The sequence below is a fragment of the Comamonas composti DSM 21721 genome, from assembly GCF_000429845.1.
Classification (GTDB): domain Bacteria; phylum Pseudomonadota; class Gammaproteobacteria; order Burkholderiales; family Burkholderiaceae_C; genus Comamonas; species Comamonas composti.
The window spans coordinates 167,527-183,719 of the sequence record NZ_AUCQ01000006.1 but is presented as its reverse complement, the minus strand read 5'-3'; the positions used below and the strand labels follow the sequence as shown (position 1 = coordinate 183,719).

16 protein-coding genes are annotated in these 16,193 nt (G+C 64.1%); 7 read left to right on the top strand and 9 right to left on the bottom strand.

Annotated features, from left to right (window positions below; translation table 11 throughout):
• Window positions 1-516 precede the first annotated feature (516 nt).
• From G486_RS0105810 to G486_RS0105780, 7 genes are all read right to left on the bottom strand, one after another.
• Window positions 517-1,161: an L-threonylcarbamoyladenylate synthase gene (locus G486_RS0105810; protein ID WP_027014691.1), complete on the bottom strand. Its 645-nt coding sequence runs from the start codon at window positions 1,159-1,161 to the stop codon at window positions 517-519.
• Window positions 1,162-1,216: 55 nt separating this feature from the next.
• Complete coding sequence (locus G486_RS0105805) at window positions 1,217-2,080, bottom strand: 3',5'-nucleoside bisphosphate phosphatase (protein WP_027014690.1); 864 nt, start codon at window positions 2,078-2,080, stop codon at window positions 1,217-1,219.
• Between the two features lie 36 nt (window positions 2,081-2,116).
• Window positions 2,117-2,779 (bottom strand): DUF799 domain-containing protein, encoded by a 663-nt coding sequence (locus G486_RS0105800; RefSeq protein WP_027014689.1) that lies wholly within the window; start codon window positions 2,777-2,779, stop codon window positions 2,117-2,119.
• Window positions 2,779-3,144, bottom strand: coding sequence for a DUF4810 domain-containing protein (locus G486_RS0105795; RefSeq protein WP_027014688.1), 366 nt, complete (start codon window positions 3,142-3,144; stop codon window positions 2,779-2,781). Before G486_RS0105795 ends, G486_RS0105800 begins: the two co-directional genes overlap by 1 nt.
• Entirely contained in the window at window positions 3,141-3,821 is a 681-nt protein-coding gene (locus G486_RS0105790; RefSeq protein WP_027014687.1) for a CsgG/HfaB family protein, read from the bottom strand. The genes G486_RS0105795 and G486_RS0105790 overlap by 4 nt, the downstream gene beginning before the upstream one ends.
• 100 nt (window positions 3,822-3,921) lie before the next feature.
• A complete protein-coding gene (gene recJ, locus G486_RS0105785) occupies window positions 3,922-5,640 on the bottom strand; it encodes a single-stranded-DNA-specific exonuclease RecJ (RefSeq protein ID WP_027014686.1) in 1,719 nt (572 codons plus the stop codon).
• Between the two features lie 2 nt (window positions 5,641-5,642).
• Window positions 5,643-6,647 carry a phosphoglycerate mutase gene (locus G486_RS0105780; protein ID WP_027014685.1) on the bottom strand — a complete coding sequence of 335 codons (1,005 nt, stop codon included), beginning with the start codon at window positions 6,645-6,647 and terminating at the stop codon, window positions 5,643-5,645.
• A 192-nt stretch (window positions 6,648-6,839) separates the two neighbouring features.
• Between G486_RS0105780 and G486_RS0105775 the strand changes: the two genes are divergently transcribed.
• From G486_RS0105775 to G486_RS0105745, 7 genes are all read left to right on the top strand, one after another.
• Window positions 6,840-8,093, top strand: a complete 1,254-nt coding sequence (locus tag G486_RS0105775; protein WP_027014684.1) for a lipoprotein-releasing ABC transporter permease subunit — start codon at window positions 6,840-6,842, stop codon at window positions 8,091-8,093.
• Complete coding sequence (gene lolD, locus G486_RS0105770) at window positions 8,086-8,787, top strand: lipoprotein-releasing ABC transporter ATP-binding protein LolD (RefSeq protein ID WP_027014683.1); 702 nt, start codon at window positions 8,086-8,088, stop codon at window positions 8,785-8,787. The genes G486_RS0105775 and lolD overlap by 8 nt, the downstream gene beginning before the upstream one ends.
• Before the next feature lie 140 nt (window positions 8,788-8,927).
• Window positions 8,928-9,251, top strand: a complete 324-nt coding sequence (locus G486_RS0105765) for a thioredoxin family protein (RefSeq protein WP_027014682.1) — start codon at window positions 8,928-8,930, stop codon at window positions 9,249-9,251.
• A gap of 111 nt (window positions 9,252-9,362) precedes the next feature.
• Window positions 9,363-10,268, top strand: coding sequence for a TatD family hydrolase (locus G486_RS0105760; protein ID WP_084455069.1), 906 nt, complete (start codon window positions 9,363-9,365; stop codon window positions 10,266-10,268).
• Between the two features lie 65 nt (window positions 10,269-10,333).
• Entirely contained in the window at window positions 10,334-10,873 is a 540-nt protein-coding gene (locus tag G486_RS0105755; protein WP_027014680.1) for a DNA-deoxyinosine glycosylase, read from the top strand.
• Between the two features lie 8 nt (window positions 10,874-10,881).
• Window positions 10,882-11,688, top strand: coding sequence for a spermine/spermidine synthase domain-containing protein (locus tag G486_RS0105750; protein ID WP_027014679.1), 807 nt, complete (start codon window positions 10,882-10,884; stop codon window positions 11,686-11,688).
• 195 nt (window positions 11,689-11,883) lie between these two features.
• A complete protein-coding gene (locus G486_RS0105745) occupies window positions 11,884-13,674 on the top strand; it encodes a GspE/PulE family protein (protein WP_027014678.1) in 1,791 nt (596 codons plus the stop codon).
• 92 nt (window positions 13,675-13,766) lie between these two features.
• Here the strand turns inward: G486_RS0105745 and G486_RS0105740 are convergent, their stop codons facing one another.
• On the bottom strand, window positions 13,767-14,981 hold the full coding sequence (locus tag G486_RS0105740) for a DUF4861 family protein (RefSeq protein ID WP_027014677.1): 1,215 nt from the start codon (window positions 14,979-14,981) through the stop codon (window positions 13,767-13,769).
• Between the two features lie 14 nt (window positions 14,982-14,995).
• Window positions 14,996-16,126, bottom strand: a complete 1,131-nt coding sequence (locus G486_RS0105735; RefSeq protein ID WP_034386743.1) for a glycoside hydrolase family 88/105 protein — start codon at window positions 16,124-16,126, stop codon at window positions 14,996-14,998.
• Between the last annotated feature and the right edge of the window lie 67 nt (window positions 16,127-16,193).

Genomic DNA, 16,193 nt, shown 5'->3' with positions numbered 1-16,193 from the left:
AAGAGACACGAAACCGTCAGCAAGATTCGGGAAGTAATTTGGCTTCCCATAGGGTGGCATTATCAGCATGCTGACGTTTATTGTGAAAGGTTTATCCTACATTGCCAGATGGTGACGCAGGGCAAAGATGGTTCGGGCAGGAAAGCTCAAGGGCGTGTGTTGGTTGTTCATCGACATGGACATCCACCTTGATACTTCGAGGCCTGCTGTCTGTTGCAGTTGAATTTTTGTGCACCAATAGTTACAAATTATTTTGATTGCTTGGACAAAAGCCCCTGGTGATCTGTGTCAAGAACTCGACATGGAGCCACCGGCGGCTTGGATGGCTCGTACAGCTATCGAGATCTGGAGCATGTCCAGCCTGGATCGAGGCCTGGTCAGTAGGTCTGTTCAGGGGCCTGGCGCCGTTGATGGCATCGGTTCAACCTGGTAGCCGAAGATCGGGGGCAGATGTCTTGCCTCGGCCGGTTCAAGTCGAACGGCCAGGCAAGGTGTCTGGAGCGGCGAGAGTCGCGCTCAATCCAGGTTCAGACCCAGAGCATCCAGTGGGCCGCGGCCTTGGCGCAGCACCTGTGGGGCATTGCCCAGGGACATGGGAACAAGGTCAATGACCGTGGTGGGCTGGGCCGGACAACTGCCGGCATCGATCACGGCATCGAGCTCATGTGGGAAGTGAGCCAGGATGTCATCGGCATCATGCAAGGGCTCGACCTCGCCCGGAGGGATCAAGGTGGTGGCGATCAGAGGCTCGCCCAACTGGGTCAAGAGCTCCTGGATCGTCTTGTGCTCGGGCACGCGCAGGCCTATGGTCTTGCGAGAGGGGTGGCTCAGGCGTTTGGGCACCTCTTTGGAGGCTTCAAGAATAAAGGTATAGGCCCCGGGCGTTGCGAGCTTGAGCAGCCGGTACTGGCGATTGTCCACACGCGCATGATTGGCCAGCTCTGACAGATCCCTGCACAGCAAGGTCAGGTGGTGCTTGTCATTGATCTGGCGTATGCGGCGCAGTCTTTCGACGGCGGCTCTGTCATCCAGGTGGCAGGCCAGCGCATAGCTCGAATCCGTGGGAATGGCCAGGATGGCTCCCTGACGCAGCATGTCGGCAGCCTGCTTGAGCAGTCTGGGCTGGGGGTTTTCGGGATGGACTTCAAAGCGTTGGACCATGGCATGTGGGGGAGTGGGTGGATGCAAATGAGCGGGAGGAGTCGTCCACAGGAGCTCAGGCGCGGATCACGCGTTTCTCTAGCAACTCCCAGACGGGCGTGAGCTGCGAGGGCAGGGCGGGCAGCGATCCGAGGTCGGTATGGGACTCCTCGGGGCTATGAAAGTCGCTGCCGCGCGAGGCCGCCAGGCCAAACTCGCGGGCCATGTCGGCATAAGTCGCATATTCGCTGGGTCTGTGGCTGCCGGTGACGACTTCGACGCCCTGGCCGCCATGGGTCTTGAACTCATAGAACAGCGCATATTCCTCATTGGCCGAGAGTTCGTAACGTGCGGGGTGGGCAATCACGGCCACGCCGCCGGCACCCGTGATCCAGCGCACGGCATCGCCCAGCCGTGCCCAGCTATGGGGCACATAGCCGGGCAGGCCTTCGGCCAGATAGCGTCTGAAGACCTCGTAGGTATCGCTGCAATGCCCTGCCTCGACGAGAAAGCGGGCGAAGTGGGTGCGTGAAATCAGCTCGGGGTTGCCTGCATGGCGCAGTGCGCCCTCATAGCTGCCCGGTATGCCGGCCTGCTCCAGTGCCTCGGCCATTTGCCTGGCCCGCGGCGCGCGTCCGTGGCGGATCGAGTGCAAGCCTTCGAGCAGCGCCGGATTTCTATGATCGAACCCCAGGCCTACGATATGGATCGTATTGCCGGCGAAACTGGCCGAGATTTCCGTGCCTGTCAGATAGTCCAGGCCGCATTCCCGGGCCGCAGCCATGGCCCTGTCCTGGCCCGAGATTTCGTCATGGTCGGTCAGGGACCACAGTTGCACGCCTCGGTCTGCAGCCCGTCTGGCAAGCTGCTCGGGAGTCAGCGTGCCGTCCGAGATCACGGAGTGGCAATGCAGGTCAGCATTCAAATAGGTTTTGTGCACCCCAGCATTGTAGTTTTGGGTCCGTGTCCGAGTTTTTCAGGGTGCAGGTTTACCGTATTCGGGCGAACGCGGCCCGTGCAAAAGGCCGCCAGGCAGGCCTGGGGACAGCAGGCGCTGATTGGCAATGGCCGCAACTTCCAGGCTGCTTTCGCTCATGGTCTCCAGGATTTGAGTCACCAGGGCTGTGACCAGCAGGCCCAGAAGGCTTGAGCCCGTGTTGCGGCCTTCGGCGCTGGAGGCCGATGCGTTGCCGTCCCACAGTTGCCGGCCCGTGCGCAGATCCACAAGGCGGGCGCTCAAGGTGACCACGGATGCACTCGAGAGCACGGCATAGCTGGTGCCGTAATCGCGGATGTCCAGGTACAGGGCTGCATCGGCACCAAAGATCTCCCTGAGCTTGGCAATGGGCAGGGCCTGGGCATCTTCGGCCGTATGCATGCCGTTTTGCGCGAACATGTCCATGCTCAGGCTCACGGGCAGCACGTAGTAGCCGGCCTCGGCCAGAGGGAGCGTGACTTGGGACAGCACGCCGGCCGGGGCCGTGACATCGGGAGACTGGTTGAGCGCTGGCATCACCAGGATGGAGGCGGGCTTGGCCTGGCGCAATGCCGAGTAGTCATAGCCGGGAGCACTGGCGCAGCCCGTCACAAGGACTGCCAAGGCCGCAGTCAGAAGTCTGGTGGAGATTGGCGTGCGCATTAACGGCTCTTGGCGGGCGTGAAGGTCTTGAGCAGCAAGTCCATGAAGACTGCGGACTCGGGGAAAGCTCTTTTTTCTTCGGACAGCTGCAAAGCAGCCTGCTGGTGATTGCCGAGCTTGGCGTACAGCAGCCCCATGTGGGCACGATAGCCGGGAGGCAGAGCCTGGCCGCTGGCCCTGGCCTTTTGCTGCATCTCCTCCAACTGGAACAACTGCTCCTCGGGGCTGCTGCCGTCATCCTTCAGATGCTTGTAGAGCTGGGTCTGGTAATTGCCCCAGGTGTACAGCGCCGGGCTGGGGCTGGCGCAGCCCGCCAGCAGCAAGGGGGCAAGCACGAATGCTGCACGGGCGAGTACGGATTTCATCGGGCGATCTGCCAGGCGCCGCTCTCCACGCCGGCCACCAGCTTGTCCACGGCCTCGCGCACGGCCAGATCCAGCACCTTGCCGTTGAGTGTGGAGTCATAGCTGGCCGTGCTGCCAAAGCCCGCGATTTCGCGGCTTGACAGGCTGTATTCACCCGCTCCCTGGGCCGAGTAAACCACCTCCGAAGTCTGCACATTCACGATGTTGAGGCTGACCTTGGCATAGGCCACCTGCTCCTTGCCCCGGCCCAGAATGCCGAACAACTGGCGGTCGCCGACCACCTTGCGGCCGAATTCGCTGACATCGCCGGTCACCACATAGGCCGCACCCTTGATGTTCTGGGCCTGTTTGCTAAAGCCCGCTTCCTGCCTGGTCTCCGAGAGGTTGTCGCGATCGAGCACGCTGAAGCGTCCGCTTTGCTGCAAATGGGTGATCAAGATCGTGCGCGCCTGGCTGCCCAGGCGGTCCACGCCGTCCGAGAAAATGCCGCGCTGGAAATCCGAGCGGTTATCGAACTTGCCGACGGAGATGGGGCTGCGCGGCCCTTGGTAGCTGCTGGCGGCAGAGGCCGGCTTGCTCGTCTCCAGTGCTCTGGACTGTTCGGTGGTGCTGCATCCAGCGAGGCCGGCAGCCAGTGCCATGCTTGCCAGGGTGAAAGTCCAGGTGCGACAAATCATTTCCAAATTCCTTTTTTGATTGGGCGGGATTCTAGGCATGGAGTCAGACGGCATGAGCCCAATACCGCGTCTGCCATGCGTGCCTTTGAGCGCTTGCGCCTCAAAGGCTCTCGGAATGCATGCCCTCGATCAGAAACTGCACCTTGCGTTCTCCGCGCCATTCGTTGATGTCCAGGCGAAACGCAATATGGGCCGAGTTGGGCAAAGGGTCGGTGTGGCCGAACCAGATGCCGTCCACCATCTCTCCCCGATGGCTGAGCTGCAGCTTCAAGTGTCTTTCGCCGACCAGGCGCTGGGACAGCACCTGCATCTCCTCGCTGAAGGTGGGCGGGGCAAAGCCCTGGCCCCAGACCTGGAGGTTGAGGTTCTCCACGATCTCGGGGTTCAGAAAGCAGGGGTCCAGGGGGCCGTCGGTTTCCAGGCGCCGCGTGAGCGTGGCTGCATCCAGCCATTCCTGGGCCACCTGGGCCAGGGCCTGCTCGAAGCGCGAGAAATCGGCCTCGGCAATCGTGCAGCCTGCGGCCATGGCGTGGCCGCCAAAGCGCATCAGCAGGCCCGGATGGCGCTTGGAGACCAGGTCCAGCGCATCGCGCAGATGAAAGCCCGGGATGGAGCGGCCCGAGCCTTTGAGTTCATGCTCGCGGCCGGGTGCGGCGCTGGCTGCGAACACAAAGCAGGGGCGGTGCATGCGGTCCTTGATGCGCGAAGCGACGATGCCGACCACGCCTTCATGGAAGTCGGGGTCGAACACGCTGACGGCTGCGGGCGGCGTCATGCCGTCGGTGCACAGGCCTTCGGCCAGCAAAAAGGCCTGCTCGCGCATGCCGCCTTCGATCTCACGGCGCTCGCGGTTGATGGCATCCAGCATCTGTGCGAGCTGGGCTGCGCGGCCTGCATCGTCGGTGATCAGACACTCGATGCCCAGCGTCATGTCGGCCAGGCGGCCTGCGGCATTGATGCGCGGGCCCAGTGCAAAGCCGAAGTCGAAGGTCGCGGCCACGGCCCATTTGCGGCCGGCCGCATTGAACAAGGCCTGTAGCCCGGCCTGCATCTGGCCGCGCCGTATCTGCTTGAGGCCCAGGGCCACGAGCCGGCGGTTGTTGGCGTCCAGCCGGACCACATCCGCCACCGTGCCCAGCGCCACCAGGGGCAGCAGGCTTTCGAGGCGGGGCTGGCTGCTCTTGTCGAAGCGCCCGCGCGTGCGCAACTCGGTGCGCAGGGCCAGCAGCACGTAGAACATCACGCCCACGCCGGCCATGGACTTGCTCTCGAAGCCACAGCCCGGCTGGTTGGGGTTGACGATGGCATCGGCCAGTGGCAAGTGTTCGCCGGGCAGGTGGTGATCGGTGACGAGTACGCTCAGGCCCAGGGCCTTGGCCTCGGCCACGCCTTCCACGCTGGCAATGCCGTTGTCCACGGTGATCAGCACATCGGCGCCCAGCTGCTTTACGCGCTGAGCAATCGGCGGCGTGAGGCCGTAGCCGTCGACCACGCGATCGGGGACGAGAAAGCTCAGGTTTTGCGCGCCCAGCATGCGCAGGCCGCGCCAGGCCACGGCGCAGGCAGTGGCGCCGTCGCAGTCATAGTCGGCGACCACGCACAGCTTCTTGCCGGCCTCGATGGCATCGGCCAGCAGTTGCACAGCCTGGTCCATGCCCAGAAGGCCGCAGGGAGCCAGCAGGTTCTTCGGCGCTTCGTCCAGCTCATCGGCCGAGCACACGCCGCGCGCCGCATACAGCCTGGCCAGCAGGGGGTGGATTCCGGCCTGTTGCAGGGCACTGGCCTGCGCGCTGGGAATCTGGCGTTCGATGATCTTCATTTTTATAGCGTGTTGCGCAGATCCGGCATGCGATTGCCCCGGATCAGGCGCTTTATTTTCTGAGGCCAGCCCAGAGGCTGCCTGTTCCAGCTCTGGGCATTGCGCTCGCCGCACAGCGTGAGCCGCAGGTCCTGACCGCAGCGCACGCGCTCCAGCAAGCCCGCCATGAGCGTGGCATCGAGCTGTGCAAAAGCCTGGCGCCAGGCCAGGGTATCGGCATTCAGCGCCGGTGCACGCAAATCCTCTATGCACTGGACACGGGTCTGTGCCGCCGGTTGTGCAGGCAGGCTGCCTGCGCCATGGATCCAGATGGCATTCACGGGTGCCAGGCCCTGGGCCGCACGTGCATCATTGAAGACATGCGTGTAGAGCAGCATCTGCACCTCGCTTTGCAGGCGCTGCAGGCTGCGTGACTGCTCGGCCGTGGGCAGCCAGGGGCGTACATCGCGGCCTATGACGCGGTCCATCGAGGCGGTTGCCAGACCTTCGAACAGTGCGCCGCGTGCCAGCCACAGCTGGGGCTCCAGATATTCCAGTGTGATGCCGTCATCCACGAACCAGGGCGAGAGCAGGGCCAGTAACTGGCGCGATTCCTCTTCGCTGATCTCAAGGCCTGCGGGATCGCCCTGGCGAACCTGGTCGGCCCCGATATGCCAGTGGCAGGGCGTGATGAAGGCGCAGGCCTGGTCCTTGCCCTCTTGCGGGCCCAGTCGCCAGGCGGCCCAGGGAATCAGCCCAGGCGCGTGGGGCAGGCCCATGGTGCGTGCCAGGGCGCGCTCATGCGGGGGGGAAAAGTCCATTTCGCTGCCCGAGTCCAGGGTGTCCGGGCTCAGCAGGGCCAGCAAGGCCTGGAGGTGGGGCAACTGCAGACCGGCCCAGGCCGGGTCGTCGGCCGGGGCGGCGGCCGTGGCATTCGCCGAAGGGCCGCCCGCATAGCAGATGATGTATTCGTCCAGATTGCGCCCATCAACATGGGCCGAGGAAACCAGGGGTGCAGTCAAGAACATGGGGCTTATTGTCGGGCAATGTGCAAGCCATGGGCGCATGGCGTTGCATTCCGGGCGGGATGGCCTGATCTCTGAAGCTGGCCGGAACGTGTTCAGGGCCTTTGCACTGGTGCGGCGCCGAGGAGATCGTGAACATGTTCTTACGGCCACTTGTTTCCGGGCAGCAGGCGCACAGTGCCACAATGCGGCACCATGAAATTTCCTTATGAACTGGCCGTGGGCTGGCGCTATACCCGGGCCGGGCGTGCCACGCGGCGCAACGGATTCATCTCCTTCATCTCGGGCGTGTCCATGCTGGGCATCTCTCTGGGCGTGGCCGCGCTCATCATCGTGCTCAGCGTGATGAACGGGTTCCAGAAAGAGGTGCGCGATCGTATGCTCAGCGTGGTCTCGCACATCGAAATCTTTGCGCCCAACGGCGCGGCCCTGCCGGATCTGGAGCGCACCATGCAGGAGGCGCGCAGCAACCCTGATGTGCTGGGCGCTGCGCCCTTTGTCGCAGCCCAGGCGCTGCTGGCGCGCGGTGAGGACATGAAGGGCGCGCTGGTGCGCGGCATCGATCCGGCGCGCGAAGGCGAGGTCACGGATGTGGCGGCCGCGAATGGCGAGGTGCTGCAAAAGCTCGTGCCCGGCGAGTTCCGCGTGGTGCTGGGCGTGGAGCTGGCGCGCGCCCTGGGCGTGCGCGAAGGCGACAAGGTGACCCTGGTCGCGCCCAGCGGCCAGGTCACGCCTGCGGGCGTGGTGCCGCGCCTCAAGCAGATGCAGGTGGCGGGCACCTTTGACTCCGGCCACTACGAGTACGACTCGGCCCTGGTGATGATGCACTACGAGGATGCACAGCGCCTGTTCCGTCTCGAAGGCCCGACGGGCATACGCCTGAAGCTGCGCGACCTGCATGAGGCCCCGGCCGTGGCCATGGAGCTGACGCACACGATTACCGACCGCCTGCTGATTCGCGACTGGACCCAGCAGAACCGTACCTGGTTTGCGGCCGTGCAGCTCGAAAAGCGCATGATGTTCATCATCCTCACGCTCATCGTGGCCGTGGCGGCTTTCAACCTGGTCTCCACCCTGGTCATGACGGTGACCGACAAGCGTGCCGACATCGCCATTTTGCGCACCCTGGGCGCCTCGCCGTCCAGCATCATGGGCATCTTCATGGTGCAGGGGGCCATGGTCGGCGTCATCGGCACGCTGGCCGGCCTGCTGCTGGGCCTGGGCATTGCGGTGAATATCGACGTCATCGTGCCGGCCATAGAAAAGCTGCTGCATGCCGACTTCCTGCCCAAGGACATCTACCTGATCAGCAAGATGCCCAGCGACCCGCAAAGCAGCGACATCGTGCCCATAGGCGTGATCTCCCTGGTGCTGGCTTTCGTGGCCACGATCTATCCCAGCTGGCGCGCCAGCCGCGTCAACCCTGCCGAGGCCTTGCGCTATGAATGACAAGAATTTCGCGCCCGCCGCAAACTCCCTGGTGCTGGATGCCAAAGGTCTGGTCAAGCGCTTTGCCGAAGGTCGTATCGATGTGCAGGTGCTGTCCGGCGTGGACTTGCAGGTCCGGGCCGGCGAGACCCTGGCCATCGTCGGTGCCTCGGGCTCGGGCAAGAGCACCTTGCTGCATCTGCTGGGCGGGCTGGATGCGCCGACCAGCGGCTCGGTCGTGCTCCAGGGCCAGAGCCTGCACGGCTTGAGTCCCAAGAGGCAGGGCGAGCTGCGCAACCGCCACCTGGGCTTCATCTACCAGTTCCACCACCTGCTGCCCGAGTTCAGCGCTCAGGAAAACGTGGCCATGCCGCTGCGCATACGCCGCGAGGACAAGGCCGATGCCATGGAAAGCGCCGCAGCCATGCTGGCCGCCGTGGGCTTGGGCGAGCGCATGCTGCACCGCCCGGCCGAGCTCTCGGGCGGTGAACGCCAGCGCGTGGCCATTGCGCGCGCCCTGGTCACGGCCCCGGCCTGCGTGCTGGCCGACGAGCCCACGGGCAATCTGGATCGGGGCACGGCGGACACGGTCTTCGGCCTGATGCTGGAGCTGGCGCGCAACAAGGGCACGGCCTTTGTGATGGTCACGCATGACGAGGCCCTGGCCGCGCGCTGCGACAGGGTGGTGAGGCTGGATCAAGGGAGGCTGGTGTGACCCCCTGAGCGGCTGCGCCGCTTCCCCTGGAAGGGGGGCGGCGCCCTCGCCGCGGGGCGGCTCTTGCTCGGCGTCTCTGGGCTGGGGAGCGCCGGTTTTGGAGGCTGTGATGAGGCAGGCTCTGGATGATGGAGGTGGCCATGCACGGCATCGGTTCGGAACAGGAGTTGGCGCAATGGCTGCAGCGGCCTGTGGCCCTGGTGCTGTGGGGCGGCGCGCACTGCGGCGTCTGCCAGGCGCTCAAACCCAGGCTGCAGGAGATGGTGGCGAATGGCTTTCCCGAAGTGGCCCTGGCCTCGGTGGACTGCGCAGCCCTGCCCGCGGCCTGTGCCCAGCAAGGTGTATTCACCTTGCCCGTGCTGCGTTTTTTCATAGCGGGCAAGCTGGTGCTGGAATATGGGCGCAGCTTTGGCCTGGCCCAGGTCGGCGAGGAAATGCGGGCCGCGCTGGCGCGCATGGGCTGATTTTTTTTGATAGCTGCAAGCGCATGTATTCAAGCCATTTCAGATCGAAAAGCATCTGAAATCCAGTACAGACAAGCGCAAGCAGCATCTGTTTTAAGAGCGCTCTTGCTTATGTCTCTAATGTGGATAGACAGCCATTGCCATCTCGATGCGCCGGAGTTCGACGCTGACCGCGATGCCGTGCGTGCGGCGGCGCGGGCTGCGGGTGTCGGTCACCTGCTGATTCCGGCCGTGGAGCGTGGGCTGTGGGCCGGCGTGGCCGAGCTCGCCGCCCGCCATGGCGACAGCTACGCGCTGGGCATCCACCCCTTGTACACGCCGCGTGCCCGGGAGGAGGACATTGCCGCCCTGCGCGAAGAACTGGCCCGCCGCCGTGGCGATCCGCGCCTGGTGGCCGTGGGAGAGATCGGGCTGGATTTCTTTGCCGCCGGGCCGCCCCAAGGCAAAGAGCAGCCCCCTCGGGGGGCAGCAAGCCACGCGCAGCGGGCGAGCGTGGGGGCAAGCCCTGATGCAGGCCTCGATGAGGCACGCCAGATCTGGTTCTACGAGCAGCAGATAGCGCTGGCGCGCGAGTTCGATCTGCCCGTCATCTTGCATGTGCGCAAGTCCAGCGACCGCCTGCTCAAGACCTTGCGCGCGCGGCCCGTGGCGGGCGGCATTGCCCATGCGTTCAACGGCAGCGCCCAGCAGGCCCGGGCCTTCATCGATCTGGGCTTTAAGCTCGGCTTTGGTGGTGCCGTGACCTACGAGCGCGCGCTCAAATTGCGCGAGCTCGCAGCCACGCTGCCGCTGGCCAGCCTGGTGCTGGAAACCGATGCCCCGGACATTCCCCCGCACTGGCTCTACACCACGGCCGAGCAGCGCGCCACAGGCCAGGCCCAGGGCCGCAACGCGCCGGACCAGCTGCCGCGCATCGCAGCCGAGATCGCAGCCCTGCGCGGCATCACGCCCCAGGCGCTGGCCCTGGCCACCTCGGCGAATGCGCGCGCGGCCTTGAAAGGCCTGCCTGCGGCCTGAAAAGCTGCAGCCCCGCTCCGGGGCATGGGAGACGCCACGAACGCCGTGCGAGCGGGTGGGCGACAATGCCGGCCATGCCAAGCTCTGCCCCGCAACCCTCGACCGCTGTGCGTCTGCACGGGCTGGCCCCCGTGGCCGATGCGCGCACGCGGGCCCTGGTGCTGGGCAGCTTCCCGGGGCAGCGCTCGCTGGACCTGCAGCAGTACTACGCGCATGCGCAAAACAAGTTCTGGCCGCTGCTCCAGGCCTTGTGGCCCGCGCATGTGCAGCCGCTGCGCAGCGACTATGCGGGCCGCTGCGAATGGCTGCTGGCGCGCGGCCTGGGCCTGTGGGATGTGTATGCGAGCTGCGAGCGCCAGGGCAGTCTGGATAGCGCCATACGCGCGGCAGAGGTCAACGACTTCACGGCCCTGCGCAAACGCTGCCCGCTGCTGCGCCTGGGCCTGCACAACGGTGCGGAAAGCTACAAGCACGCGGGCCGTGTCCAGGCCCTGGGCCTGGCCGCCCTCAAGCTGCCTTCCACCAGCCCGGCGAATGCGAGCTGGTCCTTCGAGCGCAAGCTGCAGGCCTGGCGCGAGGCGCTGGCCGCCAACCAATTGATCTGATTTTTATCGTGATACGCAAAACCAGAGGCGCGGCCAAGGCCGCAGCCGCATCCTCCTTCCCCGTCAACGAGTTGCCCGAAGTCAGTGTCTCCGACGATGGCGACGTGCGCCACCTGCATCTGGGCACGCCCTGGATACAGGGCTCCATGCGCATACGCGAGCCTTTCGAGCTCGAACTCGAATACGTGCAGCGCATGATGGGCTGGCTGATGTTCATGGAGCCGGCCAGCGTGGCCGGCCGCCATGCCATGCAACTGGGCCTGGGCGCGGGCGCCATCACCAAGTTCTGCCACAAGAAGCTGCGCATGCGGACCACGGCCATCGAGCTCAACCCGCAGGTGCTGTCCGTCTGCCGCAGCTGGTTCAAGCTGCCGCCCGACAGCGACAGGCTGCAGGTGGTGCTGGCCGATGCAGCCCAGGAAATCCGCAAAAGCGAATGGCTGGGCACGGTGGACGCGCTGGCCGTGGACCTCTACGACCACGACGCGGCCGCGCCCGTGCTCGACAGTGCCGAGTTCTATGCCGACTGCCGCGCACTGCTGACCGAGGACGGCATCATGACCGTCAACCTGTTCGGCCGCACCAGCAGCTACGAGCGCAGCCTGGAGAAAATGGCCCAGGCCTTTGGCAACCAGGCGCTGTGGTACTTTCGGCCCACGCGCGAAGGCAATACCGTGGTCCTGGCCCAGAGAACGCCCAAAGCCCTGCAGGGCGAGGCGCTGCAGGCGGCCTGCGACCAGGTCAACACCTATTGGGATCTGCCGACCCAGCGCTGGGCCAAGGTGTTCGGGCCGGCGATGAAATCCACGCCCTGAGCGGCTCTTCCTCGGTGTCCTTGAGTTGGGCCGCGCCGGTTTTGTGCGCTGCGCACTGGATGTTGCTCGCTTGCGCTCTTTGGCGGTTGTTATGGATGGGATGCAGCGCGGCGCCACGGCTGGCTGACCTATCACGGCTTGCCGGCAAGCCGCAAGGCTTACATTAAGGTCTTATACGTTACAAGCCCCATCCCCATGCCTGAACCCCAAAAGGTTGCTGCCCCCGCTTCGTCTGCTTCCGCCTCTGGTCCGCTGGACTGGCGCCGCATCGTGCAGTGGCTGCAGGCCGATGGGCAGATTAGCAGTCAGGAGGCTGAGCGCGTGGTTGCGCGCTGCTCCCAGGCCGAAAGCGCCCAGCATCCGCTGGTGCGTCTGGCGAATGTAGGGGTGACGGCCCTGGCCGACGGCCGGGCGCTGGATGTGGAGGCCCTGACCCAGTATCTGGCGCGGCGCAGCGGCCTGGGCTATCTGCGCATCGATCCGCTGCGTGTGGACGTGGGCCGGGTCGGCGAGATCATGAGCGCCAGCTATGCCGAGCGCCACAAGGTGCTGCCCGTGCAGATCTCGCCGCAGGAAGTGGTGGTGGCTACGGCCGAGCCCTTTCTTGACGACTGGGTGCCCGAGGTCGAGCGCCAGGCCAGGCGCAGCGTACGCCGCGTGCTGGCCAACCCTCTGGAGATCAAGCGCTACACGGCCGAATTCTTTGCGCTGGCCAAGTCCGTGCGCGCGGCGCAGAAGGCCGGAGGAGCCTCGGCAGCAGCCAGCTTCGAGCAACTGGTGGAGCTGGGCAACAGCAACAAGCAGCTGGATGCCAACGACCAGGGCGTGATCCGCGTGGTGGACTGGCTGTGGCAGTACGCGTTCGACCAGCGCGCCAGCGACATCCACATGGAGCCCCGGCGCGAGCAGGGCGTGATCCGCTTTCGCATAGATGGTGTGCTGCATCCGGTCTATCAAATGCCCATGGGCGTGCTCAATGCCATGGTGGCGCGTGTCAAGCTGCTGGGCCGCATGGACGTGGTCGAAAAGCGCAGGCCCCAGGACGGGCGCATCAAGACCCGCAACCCGCGCGGCGACGAGGTGGAAATGCGCTTGTCCACGCTGCCCACGGCCTTTGGCGAAAAAATGGTGATGCGCATCTTCGACCCCGACAACGCGGTCAAGGATCTCGATGCCCTGGGCTTCAGCCCGCATGACGCCAGGCGCTGGAACGAGCTTGTGAAAAGGCCGCACGGCATCATTCTCGTGACCGGCCCGACGGGCTCGGGCAAGACCACCACGCTGTATTCCACGCTCAAGCGCGTGGCCTCGGAAGAGGTCAATGTGAGCACCGTGGAGGATCCCATCGAGATGATCGAGCCCAGTTTCAACCAGACCCAGGTCCAGGCCCAGCTCGACTTTGGTTTTACCGAAGGCCTGCGCGCCCTCATGCGCCAGGATCCGGACATCATCATGGTCGGCGAGATTCGCGACCTGGCCACGGCCGAGATGGCGGTGCAGGCCGCGCTCACGGGCCATCTGGTGTTCTCCACCCTGCACACCAACGATGCGCCCAGCGCCGTGAGCCGGCTCATGGAGCTGGGCGTGCCGCCCTATCTGATCAATGCCACCTTGCTGGGCGTGTTGGCCCAGCGCCTGGTGCGCACGCTGTGCTCGGCCTGCAAGCAGCGCGACGAGGAGCTCGCACACGAGGCCCTGGCCGAGGCGGTCAAGCCCTGGAAGCTCTCGGGCAACTGCCAGCCCTACAAGCCTGTGGGTTGCGAGGAATGCCGCATGACCGGCTATCGCGGGCGCATGGGGTTGTACGAGTTGCTGAGCGTGAGCGAGGAACTCAAGCAGCAAATCCATGCCAACCCCTCCATGCAGTCCCTGAGCCGCCAGGCCGTGCAGGACGGCATGCGCCCCCTGCGGCTGGCCGGCGTCTTGCGCGTGGCCGAAGGGCTGACCACGCTGCCCGAGGTCATGGCGAGCACGCCGTTCTTATGAGCCCCTGCCGACTCCATTCGCGGTCCATGGAGCCCGGCAGCGCCACTGGCCAGAGAGTCCTTGTCGGCTGCACTGTGGGCGTGCAGGGCAGGCTATTCCGTGCTCAGCTCGATGCGAACCGGTGAGGCCAGGCGCTGCCTGTAGGCCTGCACATAGGCCTGCCAGGCCTGGGCGTTGGGAATGGCGCCGGACCAGTTGATGGCTGCACCCAGGTGGTAGCGCAAGGGTTTTCCGCTGGTGACCTTGGCCAGGATGAGCTCGTTGTCGGTGTCTGCTGCCTGGCCGCTGGCACCCGGCAGGATGATGGCCGTGCCAAAGTTGCCCGCACTGCGCTGGTCCACCCACTGCATCAGGGCTTCGGGGCTGCGGTAGCTTGCTGCTGACGGTGTTTGCTCTGCATAGGCGGGGTTCTTGTTCAGGCCTATGGCCACTTGCAGGCTTTGTGGCTGCTCTGTGGTGAAGGTGCTGTCCACCGTATCGAACAGGTGTCCGGCATCGACCGTGAATCGTTTCACTTCGCTGACCGCCACGCCCCCGGCATTCCAGGGCGCATAGCTGAGCTCGAAGACGCTGCGGATGGGGCCGTTGGCGATTACGCGCCAGGATGCATAGTTGCGGCTGACAAACAACTGGCGGCCATCCCAGATACCGGTGCCGCCAGCACCGCGCGTGCGACCCACAGAGTACATGTCCAGGCCCTCGCCGTCGTCCTGGTGATAGTGCCCTTTGCTGTACCAGCGGTCGACGATGGGGTAGGGGACACGCTTGAACCAGATGTCGATGCCGCTGGTGACCAGCACCTCCTTGGCGCTTCCGGGGGGAGCCGGTGCCGCCAGTGCCGGCCCGTAGGTGCGGTGGCCTAGCCTGTCATTTTCCCAGGCGAAGTCGTCGAGGCGCTCGGGTACGTAACGCGCAAATGTCTTGGCCGGAAAAGGTAATACAGGTGTGCTGCTTTTTTCGACGCTGAAGCTGGCACGTTGCTCATGCAGGGCAAAGTCGTGCTGAAAAAGCAGCTCTCCATGGGCAAGATCTGCATCAGGGGCTTCATCAGAGGCGTCTTGGGTCAGCGGCGGCACATTGCTGACCTGGTAGGGCAGCAATGTGCCGTTGGAGTCGCGCACCTGCAATTGGAGCATCTGTGCACCGGGCAGGCGCCGTACCACCTCGGCCCAGGGTATGGCAATGGTCTCGTTGGGGCGGGCCGCCTGGAGATCATGCTGCACGGTGATCTGCAGGCGCTCGGCAGCGCTGGCGTCCAGTGCGGCCAGCGTGAGCCAGGCGGCATGCACGAATCTGTGGATTTGCATGGGACCTCCGGGCATCACTGTGGCTGGTCGAGGAGACGGACCATTTCTGCACCTGCGAGCAAAAACGCGCCGACGCCGAAATTCGCTGTCGAGTTCTGATCCAGAACCTGGTCCGGGAGTGCCTGCTTGCCCATGGGCTGCACATAACCCAGCTTGCCGTCGGGTTGCATGGCCACCTTGGTCAGATAGTTCCAGCCGCGTTGGGCGGCTGGCAGATACCGGTCGCGAGGCAGCAGGCCATTGTTGATGCCCCACAGCAGGCCAAAGGTGAAGAACGCAGTGCCGCTGGTTTCCGGGCCCGGTGTGTGGGCGGGGTCGAGCAGGCTGCGCGTCCAGTAACCCTCTGGCTGCTGAATGGGCAGCAGGGCGGCGGCCATGGCCTGCAGGCGCTCGGCATATTCGGGACGATGGGGGGCATCTTGGGGCAGATCGGTCAGCACTCTGGCCAGAGCTGCAAAAGCCCAGCCATCGCCACGTGACCAGAAATCCTTTTTGCCGTTGATGCTCTTGTGCTCGGGGTAGATGAAGTTCGCATCGCGGTAATAAAGCTGTGCCTCGGCGTCATACATGATGCTGTTGGTGTAGCTGTAATATTCATACATTTTTTCGAGATACTGGCGATTGCCGGTGATCTTGTACATCTTCGGCATTACCGGCATGGCCATGTATAAACCATCCACCCACCACCAATAGTCATTATTGGGTGTGTTGATTTGATAATCCATGACCTCCAGAGCGCGCGCTATATTTCGATCGTCCTTGTTTAGGTGATATAGATCGGCATAGACTTGAAAACAGGTCTGCCAGTCACCAAAAAGAACATGCTCATCGGACTCACCGAAGGTCTTGTATTTCCAGTTCGCTTTGTCGTTCGACTTCGCACCCATCCACAGATTGTGCTCCGCCCAGGTTTCCGAATAGCGGCGGTAACGTTCATGGCCGGTCACACGATAAGCCTCGATATTGCCTGTGTGATAGGCGGCCACATCCCAGAATGCATATTGCTCGGCAGGCGTATGCGTTTGCCAGTAAGTATTGACCTTGTCGATGGCTGCAATGACCTCGTTGCGACTGCTTTCATGCTTGGGAGTGATATTGGAGCAAGCTCCTAGAACCATGCTGATGGTGCAAATGAATCCGGCCATGTATTTTTTTGTTTTCATCCTCATACAGCCCTTCGTGGAAGATTGTGTAAATCCAGGAGCAGAAATA

What these genes read in the sequence shown, in the direction of transcription:
- G486_RS0105810 (WP_027014691.1), bottom strand. Translation starts at nt 1,161, where the DNA reads ATGGTCCAACGCTTTGAAGTCCATCCCGAAAACCCCCAGCCCAGACTG.
- G486_RS0105800 (WP_027014689.1), bottom strand. Translation starts at nt 2,779, where the DNA reads ATGCGCACGCCAATCTCCACCAGACTTCTGACTGCGGCCTTGGCAGTC.
- G486_RS0105795 (WP_027014688.1), bottom strand. Translation starts at nt 3,144, where the DNA reads ATGAAATCCGTACTCGCCCGTGCAGCATTCGTGCTTGCCCCCTTGCTG.
- G486_RS0105790 (WP_027014687.1), bottom strand. Translation starts at nt 3,821, where the DNA reads ATGATTTGTCGCACCTGGACTTTCACCCTGGCAAGCATGGCACTGGCT.
- recJ (WP_027014686.1), bottom strand. Translation starts at nt 5,640, where the DNA reads ATGAAGATCATCGAACGCCAGATTCCCAGCGCGCAGGCCAGTGCCCTG.
- G486_RS0105780 (WP_027014685.1), bottom strand. Translation starts at nt 6,647, where the DNA reads ATGTTCTTGACTGCACCCCTGGTTTCCTCGGCCCATGTTGATGGGCGC.
- G486_RS0105775 (WP_027014684.1), top strand. Translation starts at nt 6,840, where the DNA reads ATGAAATTTCCTTATGAACTGGCCGTGGGCTGGCGCTATACCCGGGCC.
- lolD (WP_027014683.1), top strand. Translation starts at nt 8,086, where the DNA reads ATGAATGACAAGAATTTCGCGCCCGCCGCAAACTCCCTGGTGCTGGAT.
- G486_RS0105765 (WP_027014682.1), top strand. Translation starts at nt 8,928, where the DNA reads ATGCACGGCATCGGTTCGGAACAGGAGTTGGCGCAATGGCTGCAGCGG.
- G486_RS0105760 (WP_084455069.1), top strand. Translation starts at nt 9,363, where the DNA reads ATGTCTCTAATGTGGATAGACAGCCATTGCCATCTCGATGCGCCGGAG.
- G486_RS0105755 (WP_027014680.1), top strand. Translation starts at nt 10,334, where the DNA reads ATGCCGGCCATGCCAAGCTCTGCCCCGCAACCCTCGACCGCTGTGCGT.
- G486_RS0105745 (WP_027014678.1), top strand. Translation starts at nt 11,884, where the DNA reads ATGCCTGAACCCCAAAAGGTTGCTGCCCCCGCTTCGTCTGCTTCCGCC.
- G486_RS0105740 (WP_027014677.1), bottom strand. Translation starts at nt 14,981, where the DNA reads ATGCAAATCCACAGATTCGTGCATGCCGCCTGGCTCACGCTGGCCGCA.
- G486_RS0105735 (WP_034386743.1), bottom strand. Translation starts at nt 16,126, where the DNA reads ATGGCCGGATTCATTTGCACCATCAGCATGGTTCTAGGAGCTTGCTCC.